Source organism: Massilia sp. CFBP 13721 (genome assembly GCF_014842025.1).
GTDB lineage: Bacteria > Pseudomonadota > Gammaproteobacteria > Burkholderiales > Burkholderiaceae_D > Telluria.
In genome coordinates this window covers 48,134-67,639 of the sequence record NZ_JACYUY010000029.1, presented here as the reverse complement: position 1 = coordinate 67,639, position 19,506 = coordinate 48,134, and the positions used below count along the sequence as shown (strand labels likewise).

Annotated in this window: 15 protein-coding genes; 10 read left to right on the top strand and 5 right to left on the bottom strand. The window is 63.5% G+C overall.

The features are described from left to right. Nucleotides 1-88 precede the first annotated feature (88 nt). From rpoC to sodC, 5 genes are all read left to right on the top strand, one after another. Entirely contained in the window at nt 89-4,336 is a 4,248-nt protein-coding gene (gene rpoC, locus IFT60_RS22235) for a DNA-directed RNA polymerase subunit beta' (RefSeq protein WP_192055840.1), read from the top strand. A gap of 140 nt (nt 4,337-4,476) precedes the next feature. Continuing rightward, nucleotides 4,477-4,980 (top strand): arsinothricin resistance N-acetyltransferase ArsN1 family B, encoded by a 504-nt coding sequence (locus IFT60_RS22230; RefSeq protein WP_192055838.1) that lies wholly within the window; start codon nt 4,477-4,479, stop codon nt 4,978-4,980. A gap of 16 nt (nt 4,981-4,996) precedes the next feature. Further along, the gene (locus IFT60_RS22225; protein ID WP_192055836.1) at nt 4,997-5,575 is read left to right on the top strand and encodes a cysteine hydrolase family protein; all 579 of its coding nucleotides are present in this window, start codon (nt 4,997-4,999) and stop codon (nt 5,573-5,575) included. A gap of 63 nt (nt 5,576-5,638) precedes the next feature. Further along, nucleotides 5,639-6,322: an alpha/beta hydrolase gene (locus tag IFT60_RS22220; RefSeq protein ID WP_192055834.1), complete on the top strand. Its 684-nt coding sequence runs from the start codon at nt 5,639-5,641 to the stop codon at nt 6,320-6,322. 103 nt (nt 6,323-6,425) lie between these two features. Beyond that, nucleotides 6,426-6,956 (top strand): superoxide dismutase family protein, encoded by a 531-nt coding sequence (gene sodC / locus IFT60_RS22215; RefSeq protein ID WP_192055831.1) that lies wholly within the window; start codon nt 6,426-6,428, stop codon nt 6,954-6,956. 56 nt (nt 6,957-7,012) lie between these two features. Here sodC and IFT60_RS22210 read toward each other — a convergent pair whose 3' ends face one another. From IFT60_RS22210 to IFT60_RS22200, 3 genes are all read right to left on the bottom strand, one after another. Further along, on the bottom strand, nt 7,013-7,366 hold the full coding sequence (locus IFT60_RS22210; RefSeq protein ID WP_192055829.1) for a hypothetical protein: 354 nt from the start codon (nt 7,364-7,366) through the stop codon (nt 7,013-7,015). Between the two features lie 157 nt (nt 7,367-7,523). Continuing rightward, nucleotides 7,524-9,161: a M28 family peptidase gene (locus IFT60_RS22205; RefSeq protein WP_192055827.1), complete on the bottom strand. Its 1,638-nt coding sequence runs from the start codon at nt 9,159-9,161 to the stop codon at nt 7,524-7,526. A gap of 126 nt (nt 9,162-9,287) precedes the next feature. Continuing rightward, the gene (locus IFT60_RS22200; protein WP_192055825.1) at nt 9,288-9,962 is read right to left on the bottom strand and encodes an energy transducer TonB; all 675 of its coding nucleotides are present in this window, start codon (nt 9,960-9,962) and stop codon (nt 9,288-9,290) included. Nucleotides 9,963-10,232: 270 nt separating this feature from the next. Between IFT60_RS22200 and IFT60_RS22195 the strand changes: the two genes are divergently transcribed. The 5 genes from IFT60_RS22195 (at nt 10,233) to IFT60_RS22175 (ending at nt 16,879) form a co-directional block, all read left to right on the top strand. Then, nucleotides 10,233-10,892, top strand: a complete 660-nt coding sequence (locus IFT60_RS22195; RefSeq protein WP_192055823.1) for a response regulator — start codon at nt 10,233-10,235, stop codon at nt 10,890-10,892. After that, a complete protein-coding gene (locus tag IFT60_RS22190; RefSeq protein ID WP_192055820.1) occupies nt 10,889-11,767 on the top strand; it encodes a hypothetical protein in 879 nt (292 codons plus the stop codon). The genes IFT60_RS22195 and IFT60_RS22190 overlap by 4 nt, the downstream gene beginning before the upstream one ends. After that, a complete protein-coding gene (locus IFT60_RS22185) occupies nt 11,764-13,269 on the top strand; it encodes a sensor histidine kinase (RefSeq protein WP_192055819.1) in 1,506 nt (501 codons plus the stop codon). The genes IFT60_RS22190 and IFT60_RS22185 overlap by 4 nt, the downstream gene beginning before the upstream one ends. 28 nt (nt 13,270-13,297) lie before the next feature. Further along, nucleotides 13,298-14,986 carry a M14 family zinc carboxypeptidase gene (locus IFT60_RS22180; protein ID WP_192055816.1) on the top strand — a complete coding sequence of 563 codons (1,689 nt, stop codon included), beginning with the start codon at nt 13,298-13,300 and terminating at the stop codon, nt 14,984-14,986. A 210-nt stretch (nt 14,987-15,196) separates the two neighbouring features. Continuing rightward, the gene (locus IFT60_RS22175; RefSeq protein WP_192055814.1) at nt 15,197-16,879 is read left to right on the top strand and encodes a PQQ-dependent sugar dehydrogenase; all 1,683 of its coding nucleotides are present in this window, start codon (nt 15,197-15,199) and stop codon (nt 16,877-16,879) included. Between the two features lie 121 nt (nt 16,880-17,000). Here IFT60_RS22175 and IFT60_RS27205 read toward each other — a convergent pair whose 3' ends face one another. Together IFT60_RS27205 and IFT60_RS22165 are read right to left on the bottom strand one after the other, a co-directional pair. Next, nucleotides 17,001-17,624 carry an immunity protein Imm33 domain-containing protein gene (locus IFT60_RS27205; RefSeq protein ID WP_192055812.1) on the bottom strand — a complete coding sequence of 208 codons (624 nt, stop codon included), beginning with the start codon at nt 17,622-17,624 and terminating at the stop codon, nt 17,001-17,003. A 67-nt stretch (nt 17,625-17,691) separates the two neighbouring features. Next, nucleotides 17,692-19,500: a DUF885 domain-containing protein gene (locus IFT60_RS22165; RefSeq protein ID WP_192055810.1), complete on the bottom strand. Its 1,809-nt coding sequence runs from the start codon at nt 19,498-19,500 to the stop codon at nt 17,692-17,694. Between the last annotated feature and the right edge of the window lie 6 nt (nt 19,501-19,506).

Below are 19,506 nucleotides of genomic sequence, written 5' to 3'. Positions count from 1 at the left end.
TTACTCCCGTTCCCCTTTCGAAATGCCGCTTGGTTTAGGGTGCACACTGCACCCTGAAATAGAAATTTAGTCACCTCTGGAGTGATACATGAAAGCACTGCTCGATCTATTCAAGCAAGTACAGCAAAATGAAAGCTTCGACGCCATCAAGATTGGCCTGGCGTCGCCCGAAAAAATTCGTTCGTGGTCGTTCGGTGAAGTCAAGAAGCCCGAGACCATCAACTACCGTACCTTCAAGCCCGAGCGTGACGGCCTGTTCTGCGCCAAGATCTTTGGCCCGATCAAGGATTACGAATGCCTGTGCGGCAAATATAAACGCCTGAAGCACCGCGGCGTCATCTGCGAAAAGTGCGGCGTCGAAGTCACGCTGGCGAAAGTGCGCCGTGAGCGCATGGGCCACATCGAACTGGCTTCGCCAACCGCGCACATCTGGTTCCTGAAGTCCTTGCCGTCGCGCCTGGGCATGGTCCTGGACATGACGCTGCGCGATATCGAACGCGTCCTGTACTTCGAAGCATACGTCGTGACCGATCCTGGCATGACCCCGCTGAAGAAGTGCCAGATCATGTCGGAAGACGATTACGCCGCCAAGTACGAAGAGTACGGCGACGACTTCACCGCCTACATGGGCGCCGAAGGTATCCGTGAACTGCTGCGCTCGATCGACATCCACCGCGATGCCGAAGCCCTGCGCGTGGAACTGAAGGAATCGAAATCCGAAGCCAAGATCAAGAAATACGCCAAGCGCCTGAAAGTGCTCGAGGCGTTCCAGCGTTCGGGCATCAAGCCTGACTGGATGATCATGGAAGTGCTCCCGGTGCTGCCGCCGGAGCTGCGTCCGCTCGTCCCGCTGGATGGTGGCCGTTTCGCGACCTCCGACCTGAACGACCTGTATCGCCGCGTCATTAACCGTAATAACCGCCTGAAGCGCCTGATGGAACTGCGCGCGCCGGAAATCATTACGCGTAACGAAAAGCGCATGCTGCAGGAAGCGGTCGACTCGCTGCTGGACAACGGCCGTCGCGGCAAAGCGATGACCGGCGCCAACAAGCGTCCGCTGAAGTCGCTGGCCGAAATGATCAAGGGCAAGGGCGGCCGTTTCCGTCAGAACTTGCTGGGCAAGCGCGTCGACTACTCGGGCCGTTCGGTCATCGTGGTCGGTCCGCAGCTGAAACTGCACCAGTGCGGCCTGCCGAAGCTGATGGCCCTGGAACTGTTCAAGCCATTCATCTTCAACAAGCTCGAACTGATGGGTCTGGCAACGACCATCAAGGCGGCCAAGAAGCTGGTCGAAATCCAGGAACCGGTGGTCTGGGACATCCTGGAAGACGTCATCAAGGAACACCCGGTGATGCTGAACCGTGCACCAACCCTGCACCGTCTCGGTATCCAGGCGTTCGAGCCGGTCCTGATCGAAGGTAAAGCGATCCAGCTGCACCCGCTGGTCTGCGCGGCGTTCAACGCCGACTTCGACGGTGACCAGATGGCAGTCCACGTGCCGCTGTCGATCGAAGCGCAGATGGAAGCGCGTACCCTGATGCTGGCGTCGAACAACATCCTGTTCCCGTCGAACGGCGAGCCGTCGATCGTGCCGTCGCAGGATATCGTGCTGGGTCTGTACTATGCGACGCGCGAGGCGATCAACGCCAAGGGCGAGGGCATGCTGTTCCCGGACGTGTCGGAAGTGCTGCGCGCCTACGACAACAAGGAAGTCGAACTGGCGACCCGCATCACCGTGCGTATCGTCGAGTATCCACGCGTTGCCGGTACCGAAGAGTTCGAGCGTACGGTCACCCGTTACGAAACGACCGTCGGCCGTGCGATCCTGTCCGAGATCCTCCCGAAAGGCCTGCCGTTCAGCGTGCTGAACCGCGCCCTGAAGAAGAAGGAAATCTCGAAGCTGATCAACACGTCGTTCCGCAAGTGCGGCCTGCGTGCGACCGTCGTGTTCGCCGACAAGCTGATGCAGTCGGGCTTCCGCCTGGCGACGCGCGCCGGTATCTCGATCGCCGTCGACGACATGATGATCCCGGACGTCAAGAAGGGCATGATCGCGACCGCCGAAGCGGAAGTGAAGCAGATCGAGCAGCAGTACGCCTCGGGTCTGGTCACCGCCGGCGAGCGTTACAACAAGGTTGTCGACATCTGGGGCAAGACCTCCGATGAAGTCGGCAAGGCGATGATGGACCAGCTGAAAGTCGAGCCGGTCACCCGTCGTGACGGCACCGAAGGTACCCAGGAATCGTTCAACGCGATTTACATGATGGCCGACTCGGGCGCCCGTGGTTCGGCAGCCCAGATTCGCCAGCTGGCGGGTATGCGTGGCCTGATGGCGAAACCGGACGGTTCGATTATCGAAACGCCGATTACCGCGAACTTCCGCGAAGGCCTGAACGTGTTGCAGTACTTCATCTCGACGCACGGCGCCCGTAAGGGTCTGGCCGACACCGCGCTGAAGACGGCAAACTCGGGTTACCTGACCCGCCGCCTGGTCGACGTGACCCAGGATCTGGTGGTCATCGAGGACGATTGCGGCACCAGCAACGGTACCCACATGAAGGCGATGGTCGAAGGTGGTGAAGTCATCGAAGCGCTGCGCGACCGTATCCTCGGCCGCGTGACGGGCACCGATGTCGTCAACCCTGAAACCCAGGAAACCGTGTACGAAGCCGGCACGCTGCTGGACGAAGACATGGTCGAAGAGATCGAGCGTCTGGGCATCGACGAGGTGAAAGTCCGTACGCCGCTGAACTGCGACACGCGCTACGGCCTGTGCGCCAAGTGCTACGGCCGTGACCTCGGCCGCGGCATGCTGGTCAACAGCGGCGAAGCAGTCGGCGTCGTGGCGGCACAGTCGATCGGTGAGCCGGGTACCCAGCTGACCATGCGTACCTTCCACATCGGTGGTGCGGCATCGCGTGCGGCAGTGGCCTCGTCGGTCGAAGCCAAGTCGAACGGTACGGTCCGCTTCACGGCAACCATGCGTTACGTCACCAACGGCAAGGGTGCGCAAATCGTCATCTCGCGTTCGGGCGAAGTCCTGATCACGGACGACCACGGCCGCGAGCGCGAGCGCCACAAGGTGCCGTACGGTGCGACCCTGATCGTCAAGGATGGCCTGTCGGTGAAAGCCGGTACCGCCCTGGCAACCTGGGATCCGCTGACCCGTCCGATCATCACGGAATACGGCGGCACGATCCGCTTCGAGAACGTGGAAGAGGGCGTCACCGTCGCGCGCCAGGTCGACGAAGTGACCGGTCTGTCGACCCTGGTCGCGATCGATCCGAAGCGCCGTGGTTCCGCAGGCAAAGTGCTGCGTCCGCAGGTGAAACTGCTGAACGACGAGAACCAGGAAGTCAAGATCGCCGGCACCGAACACGCCGTGACGATCGGTTTCCAGGTCGGCTCGCTGATCATGGTGAAGGACGGTCAAACCGTCTCGGTGGGTGAAGTGCTGGCACGTATCCCGACCGAATCGCAGAAGACCCGCGACATTACCGGTGGTCTGCCGCGCGTTGCCGAACTGTTCGAAGCACGTTCGCCGAAAGACGCGGGCATGCTGGCGGAAGTCACCGGTACGGTGGCCTTCGGTAAGGAAACGAAGGGCAAGCAGCGTCTGGAAATCACGGACATGGACGGCAACAAGCACGAGTTCCTGATCACCAAGGACAAGCAAGTGCTGGTCCACGATGGTCAAGTCGTGAACAAGGGCGAGATGATCGTCGACGGTCCGGCCGATCCGCAAGACATCCTGCGCCTGCTGGGTATCGAAGCGCTGGCCCGCTACATCGTCGACGAAGTGCAGGACGTCTACCGTCTGCAGGGCGTGAAGATCAACGACAAGCACATCGAAGTGATTGTTCGTCAGATGCTGCGCCGTGTGGCGATCGTCGAAGCCGGCGACACCGACTACATCGTCGGCGAGCAGGTGGAGCGTTCGGAGCTGCTGGAAGAGAACGATCGCATGGAAGCCGCAGGCAAACTGCAAGCGACCTACGAAAACGTGCTGCTGGGTATTACCAAGGCATCGCTGTCGACCGATTCGTTCATCTCGGCCGCATCGTTCCAGGAAACCACCCGCGTGCTGACCGAAGCGGCGATCATGGGCAAGCGCGACGGCCTGCGCGGCCTGAAGGAAAACGTCATCGTCGGCCGCCTGATTCCAGGCGGTACCGGTCTGGCATTCCACCGCGCCCGCAAGGAGAAGGAAGTGTGGGAGGCGGAAGAGCGCCAGGCACTGCTGCAGCAAGAGAAGGCCAACATGGCTGCTGAGCTGCAGGCGATGGAAGACCAGGCTCAGGCGCAGACGACTGAGCATCACGGCGACGCTGAGTAATCAGTTAGTTAGCTGGACAAGAACGGCACCTTCGGGTGCCGTTTTTTTCGTCCGTACATACCGATAGCCACTTGGCTGAATGCGCGCTACCATGGCCGGTAGTTGCTTAATGAACATTCGTTTGACGCGCGCGCTCTGCAATGACATCGACAAGAACAATTCGTCCCGCTACTGCTGCCGATGCCGCTAGCATTTGCGTTATCTACAACCACTACATCGCAACCACGACCATCTCGTTCGAAGAAGAGCCAGTCACGGCAGCCGACATGGCCCGGCGCATCGCAGACGTGGCAGCATCCAATCTCCCGTACCTGGTCATGCTTGACGGTGAAAAACTGATTGGCTACGCCTACGCCACCAAATGGCGCGTGCGCGCCGCCTACCGCCATTCCGTTGAAAGCTCGATCTACCTCGATCCGGCCTATGCAGGCAAGGGCGCCGGCACGATGCTCTACGAAGCCCTGCTGACTGAACTGCGCCAGCGCGGCCTGCACCTCGTCATCGCCGGCATCGCGCAACCGAACGACGCCAGCGTACGCCTGCACGAGCGGCTGGGTTTTCGGAAGGTCGCGCATTTCAGCGAAGTGGGCATGAAGTTCGGCCGCTGGATCGATGTCGGCTACTGGCAGCTGAAACTCACCTGATCTTGCGAGGAGCCGCATGAACGTGACACTGCCGTGCCTGATCATCATCGACATGCAGCAAGGCATGGCGAATCCCGCCGCGGGCAGCCGCAACAATCCGCAGGCGGAAGACAACATCGCGCAACTGCTGCAGGCCTGGCGCGCGGCGCAGGGGCAGGTTGTCCACGTGCGCCATATCTCGCGCTCGCCGGATTCTCCCTTCGCGCCCGGCCAGTCTGGCGTGGCGTTCCAGCCGGCCTTGCAACCGCTGCCGCACGAACACGTGATCGAGAAGAACGTGCCGGATGCGTTCATCAACAGCGCGCTCGAGCGCTGGTTGCGGGTGCGCGATCTGCGCCGGGTCGTGCTGGTCGGCGTCAGTACCAACAATTCGGTGGAGAGCAGCGCGCGCACGGCGGGCAACCTCGGGTTTGATACCGTCGTCGTCTCCGACGCCACCTTTGCATTCGCGATGCGCGACTACGCCGGCGTGCAGCGCAGTGCCGACAAAGTCCACGCGATGGCGCTCGCCAACCTGATGAGCGACTACGCGACGATCCAAGATACGCGCAGCGTGCTGGCCGAACTCGCTACAACATCAAACCGGGACCGCTGACGCCAAAGCTCGCGCCGCACGCGAGTACGCCGTTCTACACTGAACCCGACAAAGGAGGGCGGCATGAACGAGCGGGGCCATCTCGGCACGACTTTCAGCCATCCGGCAGCGGACTCACCGCACCACGTCCCCGGCCTGCGCAAGCTCGGTCTTGGCAGCCGGCGCGACAGCTATATCTATGTTCCGCCGCGGTATCGCCCGGAGCAACCGCTGCCGCTGGTCCTGCTGCTGCACGGCGCTGGTGGTCACGCGCACGATGGTCTACGTATCCTGCTGCACTTGGCCGACCAGGCGAATCTGCTGCTGGTGGCGCCGGCCTCGCATGCCGGTACCTGGGACATCATCGCCGGCCGCGCCTACGGGGCCGACCTGACCCTGGTCGACCGCACGCTCGACTATGTGTTCAGCCGCTATGCGGTCGATCCGGCGCATCTCGCCATTGGCGGCTTTTCGGATGGCGCCTCGTATGCGCTGACGCTGGGCCTGGCCAACGGCGAATTGTTTACACACGTGCTGGCGTTTTCTCCCGGGTTCGTCGGGCCGATCGAAGCGCGCGGCGTGCCGGCCGTGTTCGTGTCGCATGGCGACGTCGACACCGTGCTGCCGATCGATCCGTGCAGCCGCGCGATCGTGCGCCAGCTGCGCGCTGCGGGGTATCCGCTGACGTACCGGGAATTCCAGGGCGGCCATGTGATCCCACCGGAAGTGGCGTTGGAAGCGGTGGACTGGCTGGGCGGCAAAGGATAAGCGCCGCAGTCGCGCTTCAGCCGGGCTCCCTCATCGTTTTGAATGTTCTACACTCGTCGGCGAAGTGTTTCGTTCAATAACCGGATGACTGAAAGGAAGCGACATGAAAGCTCAATGGATCTGCGCGCTGGTGCTGAGTTCGACCTGGGCGGTGGCGGCCGTGCACGCGGCGGAGATGAAGGCGACGATGAATGCGGTGTCGGACGCCGGCGTCGGCAAGTCGGGCGGCACGGTCACGATCAGCGAATCGAAATACGGCCTCGTGTTCACGCCGGCCCTGACTGGCCTGCCGGCGGGAGTCCACGGCTTCCACGTGCACGAGAACGGCAGCTGCGACACCAACCAGAAGGATGGCAAGCCGGTGCCGGCGGGGGCGGCGGGCGGGCACTTGGATACGACCAAGAGCAAGAAACACGGGCTGCCGTGGGGCGATGGCCATATCGGCGATTTGCCGGCCTTGTATGTGGAAAGCGCCGGTGCGGCGAACAATCCGGTACTGGCGCCGCGGTTAAAGAAACTCTCCGAGGTGAAGGGCAAGGCGCTGATGGTGCATGCGGGTGGGGATAATCATGCGGATCATCCGGCGCCGCTGGGTGGCGGCGGGGCACGCATCATGTGCGGGATTATCGAGTAATACAATGCCTGTCCCGGCTGCGTCAGACTTGCAGCCGGGTCACCTCCGCGGATTCGTCAGCGCTCGCTGCCCAGGCTGATGGACGGCAGCGACGGGGTCGTGGCACGCAGTTTCTCGGCAACGAATTCCGCTCGCGTTTCAGCAATATTGGTCAGTGCCCGCAGATGGCACCAGGTAAAGAATTCGTCGGCGCGGATAAATACTTTTACTGTGTTGGGATTTGCCTTGCGCACAAGCTTGAGGTTGTCGCTTGCCATTGACTCCCACTCGGAAAAGCTGTCTTCAAATACATCGAAGTCGATGGCCGTTGCTTTCATGCGCGCCCATTCCGGCTCGATGTACCAGCCTATGCCGACAACCATGTCGGATGGAGATGGATCGGCCTGCTGCCCTTTCGGTTTCTTCTTCATTCTCACCTTTCATTGTCAGCACGTTTGAAGGCTCGTATTGAATGAAATAATATTTCAGGCTGGTTGCCAGGTGAAATAATATTTCATGAGGTGCGGCGCCAGAAATGCAAAACGCCCGGTCATTGCCGACCGGGGGTTTTAGATTGAAGCCTTCGAATTACTTGGCAGCTTGCGCGCGGATCTTGCCGAAGGCATCGCCCGCTTTCCATGTTGGCATCTTCGGCGAGTCGGCCACCATGCGGCCCAGGTTCAGCGTGAACTGCGCCTGCTGCACCATGCCGCTCAAATCCCAGGTCGGATCGTATTCGTCATTCACCTGGTGGTAGCGCGCGCGGTAGGCCTTGGCCTTGGCGTTGTTGGCCTCCACGTCCTTGACCCAGGCGCTGCCGCCGCCAACCGAAAACGCCGGGATGCCGGCTTTGGCAAAACTGAAGTGGTCGCTGCGGAAGTAGCCGCCGGCGAGGTCGGGTTTGGCCGGCGCCACCGTCAGGCCCATGGCTTTCGCGGTGGCCGCCGCCATCGCGCCCAGTTCGGTGCGCTCGCTGCCTTGCACGCCGATGTCTTTCGCCTGGCCGACGAAATTCAGGCTGTCCAGGTTCAGCGCGGCGGCGGTTTTCGCGGCCGGCCACAGCGGACGCGCCGCGTAGGCCGCGCTGCCGAGCAGGCCTTGCTCTTCGGCCGCCACCCACAGGAACATCTGCGAACGTTTTGCAGGATGGCGCGCCGCTTCCTGCGCCATTGCCAGCAGGCCCGCGGTGCCCGAGGCATTGTCGACAGCGCCGTTGAAGATGGTGTCGCCCTCGGTTCCCTGCTTGCCCATGTGGTCCCAGTGGGCGCTGTAGATGACGACTTCATCCTTCAGATTCGGATCGGTGCCGGGCACGACGCCGGCGACGTTGTATTCGTTGAGCGTACGCACCGCGGCGCGCGCCTCGCCTTTTACGCGCGCATTGAGTGGGACCGGCTTGAACGCCTTGTCTTCGGCGGCAGCGCGCAGTTTATCGAGGTCCTGGCCGGCGGCCGCGAACAGTTTGCGGGCGGCGGCGTCGGTCATCCAGCCCTGCATGCCGGTGCCGAGGTCGGCGTCGGCGAGTTGAAAGCGTTCGGCGGCGGCCCAGCTGTTCTGGACCACGCTCCAGCCATACGAGGCCGAGGCGTCGGTGTGGATCAGCAGGACCCCGGCCGCGCCCTGGCGCGCCGCTTCGGCCAGCTTATAGGTCCAGCGGCCGTAAAAGGTCAGGCCGGCGCCATTGAAGCGGTTCGGTTCCGATGTGGTGGGGGCCGGGTCGTTGACCATCATGACCAGCACCTTGCCCTTCGCATCGAGACCTTTAAAGTCGTCCCAGCCTTCTTCCGGCGCGGTGATGCCATAGCCGACGAAGACCAGTTCCGCATCCAGGCTGTGCTCGGGCTTGGCGTCGCCCGGTCCCCACACCCAGTCGGCGCCGAAGGCCATCGGCAGCGCCTGGCCGCCGGCGACGATGCCGACATTGCTTTGCTGCGGCAACGGACGCACGCCGGCGATTTTCACTTCCTGGCGGAAGCTGGTGCCATTCGCCGGTTGCAGGCCGGCGGCCAGCGCCTGGGTTTCCAGGTACGTGACCGTCAATTCTCCGCCGCGCTGGCCGGTGCCGCGTCCTTCGAGGGCATCCGAGGACAGGAAGGCGAGGTGGCCGCGCAGTGGCGCTTCCTTGACGACAGCGGTGGCTGCCTTGTTGGCGGCATGGGCCGGATAGGCCAGGGCCAGGCTGCTGGCGAGGGCGGTGAGGACGACGGAGGAGACGATCTTGTGCATGGAATCCTGCTGCGAGAGTTAATGGGCGCGCACCTGCTGGTATGGGTGCGCGCCACATTGTAGTGCAAGCAGGCGCAAAAAAACCCGCCAGGCTGAGGGATGGCGGGCCAAACGGAACAAGGGGAATTATTCGAGGGACCAGACGTAGGCAATCTGCGCCCAGCCAGCTTCCGGCACACCGTTGTTCAGCGCCGGCTTGAACTGGCACAGGCTCAGGGCGCTCACGGCGGCCCGGTCGAGGTCGCGCGAGCCGCTCGACTTCTGGATGCGCGAGCTGGTCACGCGGCCGTCGGTCCCGACCAGCAGCGCCAGGGTCACCGTGCCCGTTTCTCCGTTGCGCGCGGCTGCGGCCGGATAGTTCGGCGTGACGCAGGCCTTGGCGTCGGCCAGCACCGCGCTACGCATCGTGCCGGCGTTTGTATTGGTCGACGGCGTCGTGGACGGCGGCGCGACCTCAGCCTGCGCTGGCCGCGCCGGTTCCTGCACCGGCGGCACTTCCGTCGTGGTGCGCAGCGGATTGTCGATTGGCGGCGGCGGCACCTCGAGGTCGATTTTCGGCACCACGATCGGGGGCGGCGCTACTTGCGGCAACACGGTGGGCGGCTCGACCGGGGGCTCGGGCGGGCGCACCGGCTCCGGCTGCATCAACACAGTCAAATCATCGGGCAGCGACGGCATCGAGATGGTTTTGTTGTTCATCATGTCGACAACGCCAACCGCGACCAGCGCGTGCAGGGCGGCGACGAGGGCGAACTTGCCGGCTTTGCTGCCGCCGTCGTGATGCATGGACGAGAAATGCATGGCGATTCTCCTTGTGGTCAGGCCCAGTCACATGGATGAGCAGGATTTTGCGTTTGGAAAGTGCTGCTTTTTCTAAGGTGTAGAATCAATATATGCCATTAGATAGCAATTGGTAAAGCGATTTATTGGTAATCGTGCATGCTGGCGGGAGACCGAGGCGAAGCGCATTCGCTCGCTTCACGCTGCGTTGTATGGAATAATCGTTGACACAATCTAGTTTCCGCCAAATGGCACCGGTAACTGCCAGAGATTGGCAACGAAAGGCATGCAATGGAGAATAATGTAACTAACCAACAGGTAGTGCGCGTCATGCTGGCCGACGATCATCCGATCGTGATGACAGGGTTTGCCATGTCGCTTGCGGCCGAGGGCATGGACGTCGTCGCCCAGGCGCGCACCCCGGAGGAGGCGGTGGCGCTGTATGCCGACAACAAGCCCGACGTCGTCGTGCTCGACATCCGCTTCGGCACCGAACTGACGGGCCTGGACGCGGCGCAGAACATCCTGCGCGCCGACCCGCAGGCCAAGGTGGTCTTCCTCAGCCAGTTCGACCAGGATAGCCTGATCAAGGAAACCTACCGCATCGGCGCCCACGCCTTCGTCACCAAGGATTGCGACCCGGCCGACCTGGCCGCGGCGGTGCGCCAGGCGAAAGCGGGTAAACTGTATTTTCCGCCGCAGATCGCCGAGCGATTGGCCAGCATCGCGGTGCGCGGCGACGTCTCGCCGCAGTCGCAGCTGGACGAGCGCGGCCTCGAGATTTTCAGGTTGATGGCCGAGGGGCTGACGAACGCCGAGATCGCCGAGAAGCTGAATCTGTCGACCAAGACCATCAGCAATACCAGCCAGTCGATCAAGGAAAAGCTGGGCGTCGAGCGCCAGGCCCACATCACCAAGCTGGCCGTGAAGTATGGCCTGATCCAGCCTTGAGACGATTGCGCGCGCTGGCGGCAAGCCTGGTGCTGGTCACCGGCGCCGCATTTGCCGCACCCACCTCGACGCCCCCCTCCGGCTACCGCTTCCAGATCGTCACCGGCGACGACAGCCACCTCACTGTGCGCATCGCCGAAGATCTATACAAGCGCCTGATGCCGACCTTTGCCGCCTTCCGCACCGAACTGGCGCAGCAGCGGCGCATGGTCTATATCGCCATCGGCCCGGATGGGCTGCGCCAGGCCGCGGCGCGCCGCTGCGATTGCGTCGTGATCGCCGCCTTTACCTCGAGCCAGGTGTGGCGCGCGGTCGTCGCCGCCTTGCCGCCGGCGCGCGCAAAAACGATGACGGCGGTGTACGCCGAGCCGGCGCCTGCAGACCAGGTCCGGCTGGCCACGCTGCTGTACCGGCGTCCGGTGCGGGTGGCGGCAGTCCTCGGACCGGACAGCGCGTTTCTCTTGCCCGACCTGGCCGGCCAGGCCGAGGTGCTGCAGGCCGGGCGCGAGGACGACATGGGCGACATCCTGGCGCGCGTCAAACGCAGCGAAGTGCTGCTAGCGCTGCCCGACAGCGCGATCTACAACCCGGAAAACATCCGCAACATCCTGCTCTCGACCTACCGCCGCAAGCAGGCCGTGATCGGCTTTTCCGCCGACATGGTGAAGGTGGGCGCGCTGGCGTCGACCTATTCCGAGATCGAGGACATCAACGCGCAAGTGGCCGAGATGGCGGCCGCCTTTGTCGCGACCGGAGAATTGCCGGCGCCGCAGTTCCCGCATTACTTCCGCACCGTGATCAACGAGGGCGTGGCGCGCTCGCTCGACGTCGCCGTGAGCGAGGAGGCGCGCCGCTTTGCGCGCGCGCGGCCATGAATGTACCGGGTTGGCGTTTTTGGCGCAGCTGGAGCATCGGCCTGCGCATGGCCTTCATCACCATGCTGCCGGTGGTGTTCCTGTTCACTGCCTTTGTCTGGTACTCGTGGTATGCGCACCGCGCGCAGGTGGCGGAAGAGCTGGCCGAAAGAGGGCGTATCCTGGCGCGCGCGCTGGCCGAGACCAGCGAGTACAACGTCATCTCGGGCAACCTCACCGACTTGCGCCTGACGATCAACGGCCTGGTGCAGTCCGACAGCAGCATCTACCGGGTCGACGTGGTCGACGCCAGCGGCAAGCGCGCCGTGCGCGTCACTTCCGAGACCGCGCAGGACGCCGAGCCGCATTACTACGAAGCGCCGATCCGCAAGCAGGTGGTATGGATCAACCTGTTTACGGACAACGGTACCCCGCACGTCTCAGCGTCCAGCGACGCCCGCCCGCCGACGCTGACCACCGAGATCGTCGGCGCGGTGCAGGTGCGCATGTCGCCCTCGAACATGCTGGCCAAGCAGGCCAGGCGCTTTCGCATCGAACTGGCGATGGCGGCGCTGGCCTTGCTCGCCAGCGGTATCCTGGCCTGGGTGCTGGCGCGCTCGCTGACAACGCCTTTAAAGGAGGCGATCGGCGCGCTGCGTGTCATTCGCGGCGGCCAGTACCGGGTCGACTTGCCGGTGACGACCGGTGGCGAAGTCGGCGAGCTGCAAGCCTCGATCGGCGAGATGTCGGTCGCGCTCGAACGCTCGACCCAGGACCTGGAAAACAAGGTGGCCGAGCGCACGCGCGACCTGCTCGCCTCGCGCAATGAGGCGCTGCGCGCCGATGCCGACAAGAGAAAGCTGATCCAGAAGGTGAACAACATCATCGAGGACGAGAGAAAGAGCATCGCGGTCGAGATCCACGACGAATTGAATGCGTCCTTGATCGCGGTGCGCCTGGAAGCGCAGAGCATCGGCACGCTGGCGTCACGCGCGCAGCCTGGCGCCGAGGTCGACGAGATCCGCACCAAGGCGCAGGCAATCACGAAACTGGCGCTCGACCTGTACGCCAACGGCCGCCGCCTGGTGCGGCGCCTGCGCCCTGAAGTGCTCGACATGCTCGGCCTGCATGGCGCGGTGGAAGAGATGCTGCGCCATTACGAGAGCGCCGACTGCCGCTTCGCCTTCCACTCCGAAGGGGACTTTTCGAAGCTCGGCAACGAGCTCGCTATTTCGGCCTACCGCATCGTGCAGGAAGCGCTGTCGAACATCATGAAGCACGCCGGCGCCACGGCGGCCGAGGTGACGCTGTTACTCGATGCCGAACACCGGCTGCTGCGCATCGAGGTCGCCGACAACGGCCAGGGCTTCGATCCTGCCAGCCGCGGCGAGGGCATCGGCATCATCGGCATGCGCGAGCGCGTGTATGCGCTGCGCGGCACGATCGCGGTGCGCTCGGCGCCAGAGCGGGGCACCACGCTGGCGATTGCACTGCCACTGGATGGTGCATCTGCGGTATCGTAGCGCCTTGGCCCAACCTCCCGCATCCATCATGTCGAACAATTTGAAGACGCCCTACGAACAGGGCAACCAGAACCAGACCACCACGCTGACCGACTGCATCGCCTGGTACGAAGCCCTCGCGCGCGACTACCCGCAGGTGCTGCGCTTCGGCGTGGTCGGCACCTCGGATGCCGGCGTGCCGATCCATGCAGGCGTGGTCAGCGCCGACGGCGTGTTCGAAGTCGCGGCAATCAAGGCGGCGGGACGGCCGGTCTTCTTCAACAACAACGGCATCCACCCGGGCGAACCGGAAGGCGTCGATGGCTGCATGGCGCTGGTGCGCGATTTTTGTACGCAGCCGGAACGGCTGGCGGCGCTTGGACAGACCGTGTTCCTGTTCGTCCCGCTGTACAACGTCGACGGCAGCCTGAATCGCGCGAATACCTCGCGCGTGAACCAGGACGGCCCCGAGCAGTTCGGTTTCCGCGGCAACAGCCGCCACCTCGACCTGAACCGCGACTTCGTCAAGTGCGACACGCTCACCGCGCAGGTGTTCAACAAGCTGTTCACGACCTGGGACCCGGACGTGATGGTCGACACGCATACCTCGAACGGCGCCGACTACAGCTACACCATGACGCTGATCCACACCCAGGCCGACAAGCTGGGTGGAGAACTGGGCGGCTTCCTGCGCGAGACCATGCTGCCGGCGCTGTACGCCGACATGGAGGCGCGCGGCTGGCCGACCTGCCCGTACGTGAATCCCGTAAAAGACAGCCCGGACCACGGCATCGCCGAGTTCCTGGAAACGGCGCGCTTCTCGACCGGCTACGCGGCCCTGCACCACACGATCGGCTTCATGCCCGAGACGCACATGCTCAAACCCTTCAAGGACCGCTACGAATCGATGCGCGCACTGGTCGAGTCGGCGCTGGCGTTTACGGTGCAGCACGGCGCCCAGATCCAGGCCTTGCGCCGCGCCGCCAAAGCCGCTGGCCGCACGCGCGCCGAGTGGCCGATCCACTGGACCATGGACGAACAGAACACGGCGACCTTCCGCTTCAAGGGCTACGAGGCGAAGTACAAGCCGAGCGCGCTGGGCGACTATACCCGCCTGTACTACGACCGTTCCAGCCCGTGGGAACGCGACATTGCCTACTACAACCGCTTCAATGCCGACGTAACGGTGACGGCGCCCAAGGCCTACATCATCCCGCAAGCCTGGCGTGAAGCGATCGAACGCCTGGCACTGAACGGCGTGCAGATGGAACGCGTGACTGAGGACCGCCTGCAGGACGTGGCGTACTACCACGTCGTCTCGGTCTCCTCGCGCCCCAACGCCTACGAGGGCCACATGTTCCACGACGACGTACAACTCGATAAGCGCCGCGCCCGCGTGCAGCTGCGCGCCGGCGACGTCATCGTCCCGCTCGACCAGGACCGCGCGCGCTACGTCGTCGAAACCCTGGAACCGCTCGCCCACGACAGCTTCTTCCGCTGGGGCTTCTTCAACAGCGTGCTGGAAAAGAAGGAAGCGTATTCGGATTATGTGTTCGAAGACGAAGCCGAGCAGCTGCTGCGCGATGAACCGACGCTCGCCGCCAGGTTCGCCGAATGGAAAGCCGCCAATCCGGGGCTGCTGTCGAACCAGGAAGCCGTCCTCGACTTCATCTTCGCCAACTGCGACAAATACAGCGAACCCGAATGGCGCCGCTATCCGGTGTTCATGGTCGAGTAAGCGGCTCGGCCTGCGTTCCGTGCACTGGACACGGAACGCTTCCCTTACCCGCGGCGCCTGCGCGCCGCGCACCGGATACGAAACGCTTCTCGTAGGATGGGCACTCGTGCCCATGCGGATCCAACCTACCACTTACAGCGCAGGCAACAGCCCCACGTACGCCTGCGCTCCAACCGCACGCGCACTGCCTGCAACAAAAACAAAGAGACCATGAAAACCCAGATTCACACTGCGGCCATCGCCGCCTGCCTCGCGCTCTCAGGCACCGCCATGGCCGCCACCCCCGGCCAAACCTTCTTCGAACAAAACTGCGCCAGCTGCCACACCGTCGACCCCGCGCTGTCCTCGCGCGCCGGCCCCGGCCTGTTCAACGTCCTCGGCCGCAAAGCCGCCGGCGTCCCCAGCTTCAACTACACCGACGCGCTCACCAAAGCCGGCGCCGCCGGCAAAACCTGGACCCGCGCCGAACTCGACATCTTCCTGCGCGACCCGAACAAGGACGTCCCCGGCACCGCTATGCCAATCGGCGTCGCCGATGCCAAGCAACGCGCCGCCGTGATCGCCTACCTCGCCACGCAAAGCGGCAAGTCCTCCGCTCCAGCAGCGGCAGCCGTCACAAAAACCGCAGCCGGCGACCACGCCGCCTGGACCGTCGACAAGCCCGGCGACCTGCACCACATCAAACCGACCGACCTGGTTGCCCCCTTCGCCAGCGAGAGCGCCGGCAACGGTCCCAAGCTCGCAGCCCGTCCCGATGGCGCGATGCCCGCCGTCCCCAAGGGTTTTAAAATCAGCATCTACGCCGACAAACTCGGCAAGCCGCGCCTGCCGCTGCGCGCGCCGAACGGCGACATCTTCCTGTCCGACGCGGCGAAGGGGCAAATCACGGTCCTGCGCGCCAACGGAGAGAAAGCCGAGACCGCCGGCGTATTCGCCGGCGGCCTGTCGCGTCCCTACGGCATGGCCCTGTGGCCGGCCGGCGCCAATCCACAATACCTGTACGTCGCCAACGTCAATTCAGTCGTGCGCTTCCCGTACAGCGTCGGCGACCTCAAGGCCAAGGGCGAACCGGAAGTGGTCGTCGAAAAAATCAGCGACACCAGCGGCGGCCACGTCACGCGTACGCTCGCGTTCTCGAAAGATGGCAAGACGATGCTGCTGTCGGTCGGCTCGGCGACGAATATCGCCTCTAAAATCGGCGCCACGCCGCCGCAGCCGCTGGCGCAGTGGGAAGCGAAATATGGCGTCGGCGCCGCCTGGGGCGAAGAAACCGAGCGCGCCGCCGTGCTGGCATTCGACGTCGACGGCCGCAACCGCCGCCCCTTCGCCAACGGCCTGCGCAACTGCGTCGGCATGCTGGTGTACCCGGCCACGGGCGACCTGTACTGCAGCGTCAACGAGCGCGACGAACTGGGCGACAACCTGCCGCCGGACTACATCACGCGCGTGAAAAAGGATGGCTTCTACGGCTGGCCGTGGTACTACATCGGCGCCAACGAAGAGCCGCGTTTAAAAGGTATCCGTCCCGACCTGAAAAACAAGGTGATCGTCCCCGACACCCTGATTCAGGCGCACTCGGCGCCGCTGGGCATGGTCGTCTACCAGGCACCGAAGGGCGCAAAAAATGCCTTCCCGAAAGAGTACGAAGGCGACATCTTTCTGGCCTTGCACGGCTCCTGGAACCGCGGCATCAGGACCGGCTATAAAGTCGTGCGCGTGCTGATGAAGGGTGGCGTGCCGACCGGGCAGTACCAGGACTTCATGACCGGCATGGTGCTCAGCGACCGCGATGTGTGGGGCCGTCCGGCGGCCGTCGAAGTGGCGGCGGATGGGGCGCTGCTGGTGGTCGACGATGGCGGCGGGGTGGTGTGGCGGATCGCGCCGGAGAAATAAAGCTAGCTGAAACGTTCCGTAGGGTGGACGGCTCTGCCGTCCACGCGTGCAGCCAGCCTTGCACACCTATAACCGGACAGGCTAAAGCCCCGCCAGTCATGTCCAAAAAAGAGTGCCGGCGTCACGCGTCTGCATTCACGGCGACAAACGCATCACTTCCCGCCACGCGCTCGAAGATGCTGTCGACCTCCGCTTCCAGTAACGGCAGTATTGCGTCATCGCGATTCAAAACCGCACCAAGCGATATATAGAAAACGGTGTCCTCGCCCGCAAAGTATTCATCCGTTTCGTCACCGGCAAAGATGCGCCAGCCGCTGTCATCTTCCTGTTCCGGGGCTTCACGGTACAGATACCCGATCGGTGCTCGATCGTACAGTACCCTGGCTGAAACATAACAGCGCGGGTGATAGCGGCTTACGAGGTCGCCGCCGCTGCTGTCGTCGTGCTCGACCTGGATGATGTGGAAATCGCTGAACTCGAGCGTATCGCCCGCATGCAGGTCGTTGATGTGACGGGGCTCATTGTCCAGGCGCCCGCGAAAATGGCCCTGTCCATCGATGTAGTCGACGAGAACCCACATGCGCTCGCCCGTCCAACCGTCGGGATTGTCGTTATCGTAGTTGAATATCAGCTTGACGGTATCGCCGACAGCCACCCTGCCGATCGCTTCGGCCGATGGACGATAGAACGTGTATTTGTTGGCAGCAGCAAGCTCCGCCCCATTTGCAAGGCTCCACGATGGCACGGCTTCTCCCGGGAATGTCGCTACACGCACGCACAAGGTGGAGCAAGGCTCACCTTGTGCGTACTCCTTACTTCGACTTAACGATCCACCGATCCACCTTCGCCTCCAGCAGCGACAGCGGCAGCGTCCCTTCACCCAGCACGATATCGTGGAAAGCGCGCAAATCGAACTTCGGCCCCAGCGCAGCTTCCGCGCGGCGGCGCAGTTCGGTGATCTTCAGGGCGCCGATCTTGTAGCCCAGCGCCTGCCCCGGCCAGATCATGTAGCGCTCGATCTGCGCGCGCGAATCCGCCTCGCTGTAGCCGAGCGTGTCGCTGAAATAGGTGATCGCCTGTTCGCGCGTCCAGCCCTTGGTGTGGATGCCGGTATCGACCACCAGGCGCGCCGCGCGCAGCATTTCGTCGTTCAGGTGGCCGAAATAATCTTCCGGCTTGTCGAACAGGCCCATGTCCTTGCCGAGGGTCTCGGCATACAGCGCCCAGCCTTCGGTAAATGCGTTGTTGCCGCCGAACTTGCGGAAGTTCGGTAAACCCAGTTCCTGTACCAGCGCGATGTGGAAGTGGTGGCCCGGCTGGCCTTCGTGCAGGAACAGCGTGACCATGCCGGTGCTGCCGTATTGCGTCGGGTCGTTCACGACCGACCAGAACACGCCGGGACGGGTGCCGTCCACAGCCGGCGGGGTGTAGTGGTCCGATGCGGTGGCGCGGCTCAGTTCAGGCTCGAGGCGCAGGTCGAGTGGCGACTTCGGCATCAGGTTGAACATCGACGGCAGCTTGGTGCGCAGTTGCGCATCGAGCTTGCGGTAGACGTCGATGACTTCCTGCTCGGTCTTGAACGGCTTGAATTTCGGCTGCTGCGCCACCCAGGCCGGCAGACCGGCGGCGGGGCCGTTATAGCCCATCTTCGGACCGGTGCGGCCGTATTCTCCCTGGATGCGCGCCACTTCCTTCAAGCCGATTTCGTGGATCGCCTCCGGCGTCAGGTCCGTCGTGGTCTGGCTGGCGACACGCACCTGGTACCAGGCGGCGCCGTTCGGCAGCGCGTTCCAGCCGGTGCTGGTGCGCGTGGCCGGCAGGTATTCCTTGTCGATGAAGGTGGCCAGGCGGTTCAAGGCCGGGTTCAATTTGCCGCCGATGGTCGCGCCATACAGCTTGGTGAGCGCGCGCTTGTCGGCGTCCGAAAAGCCGCCCGGAAAGTTGGTCACCGGCGTGTAGTAGATGCTCGTCTCCGGACTTGCTGCCACCAGCTGCTTGAACTGGGGCAGGGCGGAGACCATCACCGGACGTGGATGAACGATGCCGCGCTTGATCCCTTCGCGCATGTTGGCGATCGCCTGGTCGATCCAGGGACCCAGCTGCGCCAGGCGGCTGGCGTAGGCGCGGTAGTCCTGGGTGGTGGTCAAGGGTTGCGCGCCCTGGCCGCTGGCGTAATTCGCCAGCGTGACCGGCATGCTGTCCATCTGGTTCAGCGGCAGCAGGTGTTCGGGGAAGGGTTCGAAGCGCAGCGCCGTGGCCAGCTCGTAGTCGAGGATGTCGTAGCTGGTCTGGTCGCGCGCGTTCAGCTGGTTGCGCTTGATCGCGTGCAGGCGCTTCTGGAATGCCTTGTAGCGTGCGAACTGTTTGGTGCGCTCGGTCGGCGAGATCGTCATGCCGATCTGGTCGATGAAGCGGTTGTCGCCGCTTTCGCTGGCGGACACCGGGTCGAAGCGCGCCAGCGCATCGTAGTACTCGTCGGCGAGTACGTTCAAGGCTTTGCCGGCCTGCGGGCTGACGACGGCCTGTTTCGCCGAAGGCGCTGCGGCCTGTGCGGCGAGCGCCGGCGTGCAGGCGATCAGGGCGGCGGCGGCCAGCGCGCCGATGTTAAAAACGTGGTTCATGTCGTA